At 71.9% G+C, this 3,831-nt stretch carries 4 protein-coding genes; all 4 read right to left on the bottom strand.

Annotation, left to right across the window (positions count from 1 at the left end; all coding sequences use genetic code 11):
* On the bottom strand, nucleotides 1-1,454 hold a 1,454-nt coding region (locus AB8Z36_RS32825; protein WP_369217035.1), incomplete at its 3' end, for a Na+/H+ antiporter.
* Between the two features lie 134 nt (nucleotides 1,455-1,588).
* A complete protein-coding gene (locus AB8Z36_RS32820) occupies nucleotides 1,589-2,530 on the bottom strand; it encodes an RluA family pseudouridine synthase (protein ID WP_369217034.1) in 942 nt (313 codons plus the stop codon).
* 107 nt (nucleotides 2,531-2,637) lie between these two features.
* Nucleotides 2,638-3,291, bottom strand: a complete 654-nt coding sequence (gene lspA / locus AB8Z36_RS32815; RefSeq protein WP_369217033.1) for a signal peptidase II — start codon at nucleotides 3,289-3,291, stop codon at nucleotides 2,638-2,640.
* Nucleotides 3,292-3,371: 80 nt separating this feature from the next.
* On the bottom strand, nucleotides 3,372-3,831 hold a 460-nt coding region (locus tag AB8Z36_RS32810; RefSeq protein ID WP_369217032.1), incomplete at its 5' end, for a TraR/DksA family transcriptional regulator.

The raw sequence follows: 3,831 nt of genomic DNA, 5'->3' as shown, positions 1-3,831 counted from the left end.
GCCTTGAAGCGGTCCACGCGCTTGGCGTACCGCTCGCGCCGCTCGTCGTCGATTATGTCGGGGCTGATCCGCGCCCCGATGTCCAGCGCACCGCGCTGGAGCCGCTCGGAGACGTCCTCCGGCAGCTCCTCGACCTCCTCGATCTCCTTGAGGCGGCGCTTGGCGGCCTTGGCGGCACGCAGCGCCAGATCCCGCTCGATCTGCCGCTCGACGTCCCCGTCGGCACGCACCCCGAGCTTCTTGACCAGGAGGGGCAGCGTGAGCCCCTGGGCGACCAGGGTCGCCATGATCACGCAGAACGCGATGAAGACGATCTCGTCGCGGGCCGGGAAGGGGGCGCCGTCGTCCGTCGTGAGCGGGATGGCGAGGGCCAGGGCCACGGACGCCACGCCGCGCATGCCCGCCCACCACATGACGACCGTCTCGCGCCACGTCGTCGGGATCTCCTCGTCGATGTCCCTGCGCTTGTGCAGCCGCTTGGCGAGCCAGGTCGCGGGCAGCAGCCACAGCAGGCGCACGCCGACGACGACCGCGACGATCGCCACGCCCCAGCCGGCCATCTCCCACTCGCGGCCGCTCGCGACACCGAAGACGTTGTGCAGCTCCAGGCCGATGAGGCCGAAGGCGGCGCCGGTCACCAGGGTGTCGACGATCTGCCAGAAGGTCTGGCCGGTGATCCGGCCGAGCACGTCGTCGGCGTCGACCGCGTTCTCCGCGAGGTAGAGCGCGGTGGTGAGGACGGCGAGCACACCGGAGCCGAGCAGTTCCTCGGCGAGCACATAGCTGACGAACGGCACGAGCAGCGTCAGGCCGGTCTGGAGCGTGGCATCGCCGAGCAGCGACATCATCTTGTTGGTGACCCAGCCGAGCACGAGGCCGACGAGCACGGCCACCACCGCGGACAGCACGAGCCGGCCCACGGCGGACGGCCAGGAGAAGGTGCCGCTCACCGCGGCCGTGATCGCCACGTGGTAGAGCACGATCGCCGTGACGTCGTTGAAGAGCCCCTCGCCCTCCAGGATCGACACGAGCCTGCGGGGCAGCCCGAGCGAGCCCGCCACGGCGGTCGCGGCGACCGGGTCGGGCGGGGCGACGAGCGCCCCGAGCGCGACGGCCGCGGCGATCGGCAGGCCGGGCACGACGGTGTGGGCCACCGCGGCGACCACCGCGGTCGTCACGAACACCAGCGCCACGGCGAGCAGGAAGATGGGCCGCTTGTTGGCCGCGAACTGGCGCCAGGAGGTGCGCTGCACGGCGGCGTAGAGCAGCGGCGGCAGGACCAGCGGAAGGATGTAGTCCGGCGGGATCTCGACGTTGGGCACGAACGGCAGCAGGGCCATGCCGATGCCCGCCAGCGTCATCAGGACCGGTGCGGGCAGCCCGAGCCGGTCCCCCAGGGGCACGCTGACCACGGCCCCCAGCAACAAGATGAGCAGCAGCGCCAGCTGGTCCACGGTGCGCCCTCCGGCGGTTCGAAACAGGGACGATCAAGACCTCAACCCTGCCACGCGGCGTCCCGGAACCGGATCAATGCCCTCCGGACGGCCGCTCGCGCCGACGGGCCGGGCGGGCCCGCGACCGTCCTCGCCTAGGCGCTCTCGGCCCGGACGCGGTCGAGTGCCTGCTGGAGGTCGTCGGGGTACTGGCTCTCGAACTCGGCCCACTGGCCGTCGCCCGGGTGCTCGAAGCCGAGCCGGACGGCGTGCAGCCACTGGCGGGTGAGGCCGAGCCGCTTGGCGAGCGTGGGGTCCGCGCCGTACGTCAGGTCGCCGGCGCAGGGGTGGCGGTGGGCCGACATGTGGACGCGGATCTGGTGCGTGCGGCCCGTCTCCAGCTTGATGTCGAGCAGGGAGGCGGCGCGGAAGGCCTCGATCAGGTCGTAGTGCGTGACGGAGGGCTTGCCCTCGGCCGTGACCGCCCACTTGTAGTCATGGTTGGGGTGGCGGCCGATGGGGGCGTCGATGGTGCCGCTCATCGGGTCGGGATGGCCCTGCACCAGCGCGTTGTACCGCTTGTCGACCGTGCGCTCCTTGAACTGGCGCTTCAGTGAGGTGTACGCCCGCTCGGACTTGGCGACCACCATGAGGCCGGAGGTGCCCACGTCCAGGCGGTGCACGATGCCCTGGCGCTCGGCGGCGCCGGAGGTCGAGATGCGGTACCCGGCGGCGGCGAGGCCGCCGATCACGGTCGTCCCGGTCCAGCCGGGGCTGGGGTGCGCGGCCACGCCGACCGGCTTGACGATCACGACGATGTCGTCGTCGTCGTGCACGATCTCCATGCCCTCGACGGGCTCGGCCACGATCTGCACCGGAGCGGGTGCCTGCGGCATCTCCACTTCCAGCCAGGCGCCGCCGTGCACCCGCTCGGACTTCCCGACCACCGAGCCGTCGACCGAGACCTTCCCCGCCGCGGCGAGCTCGGCGGCCTTCGTGCGGGAGAAACCGAACATGCGCGAGATGGCGGCGTCGACGCGCTCGCCCTCCAGGCCGTCCGGCACGGGCAGGGTACGGATCTCGGGAATCGTGCTCACCCATTGAGTATGCAGGAGGCCACCGACACTCCCGCACCACAGGCCCGCGGGGCGGCCCCCGCGCGAAAGCGCCGGGCGGCCTCTGCGCCAGAGGCCCGGCCCCGCCCTCAGTCCTTGTGGACGGTGCCGTCCGGGTCGAGCCCGCGGAAGGAGAGGAGCACGATCAGGATGCCGCCGCAGACGATCGCCGAGTCCGCGAGGTTGAAGACCGCGAAGCCCTTGGGGGCGATGAAGTCCACCACCGCGCCCTCGAAGACGCCGGGCGCGCGGAAGATCCGGTCGGTGAGGTTGCCGAGCGCCCCGCCGAGCAGCAGGCCGAGCGCGATCGCCCAGGGCAGGCTGTACAGCTTGCGGGCGAGGCGCGCGATCACCACGATGACGCCCGCCGCGATGCAGGTGAAGATGATCGTGAAGGCCTCGCCGAAGCCGAAGGCGGCGCCCGCGTTGCGGATGGCGTTGAAGCGGAGCCACTCGCCGAGGATGTCGATCGGCTCGTGGTGCTCCAGCTTCGCGACCACGATCATCTTGCTGACCAGGTCGAGGGCGTACGCGACGACCGCCACGGCGAAGAGCACGGCGATCCTGCGCCTGCCCTTCGGCTTCGGCGCGTCCTCGTCGCCGCCCTCGCCGGACTCCGCCGCCGTGGGGTCGGCGGAGGTGTCCGCCGCCGTCACGTCCGCGTCCGGACCGGACCGCTCCGGCTCGGGCCCGGCCGTCTCAGGGATGTCCGGCGTACCGATGATGCGCTCCGCCTCTGCCACGTGAGTCCCTCAACCTTAGGTACCTGACTGGGGACGAGGGTACGGCACACACGTACGGGCGATGGCGTCCAGGCCGCGCTTCAGTAGCGCCGTTCCTGCTTCTGCTTGCACTCCACGCACAGGGTCGCGCGCGGGAAGGCCTGCATGCGTGCCTTGCCGATGGGATTGCCGCAGTTCTCGCAGAGGCCGTACGTCCCCGCGTCCAGGCGCTCAAGGGCGCGCTCGGTCTGCTCCAGCATCTCGCGGGCGTTGGCGGCCAGCGCCATCTCGTGCTCCCGCGTGATGTTCTTCGTGCCGGTGTCCGCCTCGTCGTCGCCCGCGCCGTCACCGGAGTCCCGCATCAGGCCCGCGAGTGACGTCTCCGAGGAGGCGATCTCGCTGCTCAGCCGCAGCGCCTCGCTCTGGAGTTCCGCTCGCGCCTCCGCGACCTCGTCCGGTGTCCAGGGGTCCTCGCCGGGACGGACCGCCAGCTCGCCCGGCTCCGCCGCGGCGGCACGTGCCTTGGGCACCGCCGACGACTTCTTCGCCGCGGTCGCCGTG

Origin of the sequence: Streptomyces flavofungini (assembly GCF_041028215.1) — a bacterium.
GTDB classification, from domain to species: Bacteria; Actinomycetota; Actinomycetes; order Streptomycetales; family Streptomycetaceae; genus Streptomyces; species Streptomyces flavofungini_B.
This window is presented reverse-complemented; position numbering and strand designations above follow the sequence as displayed.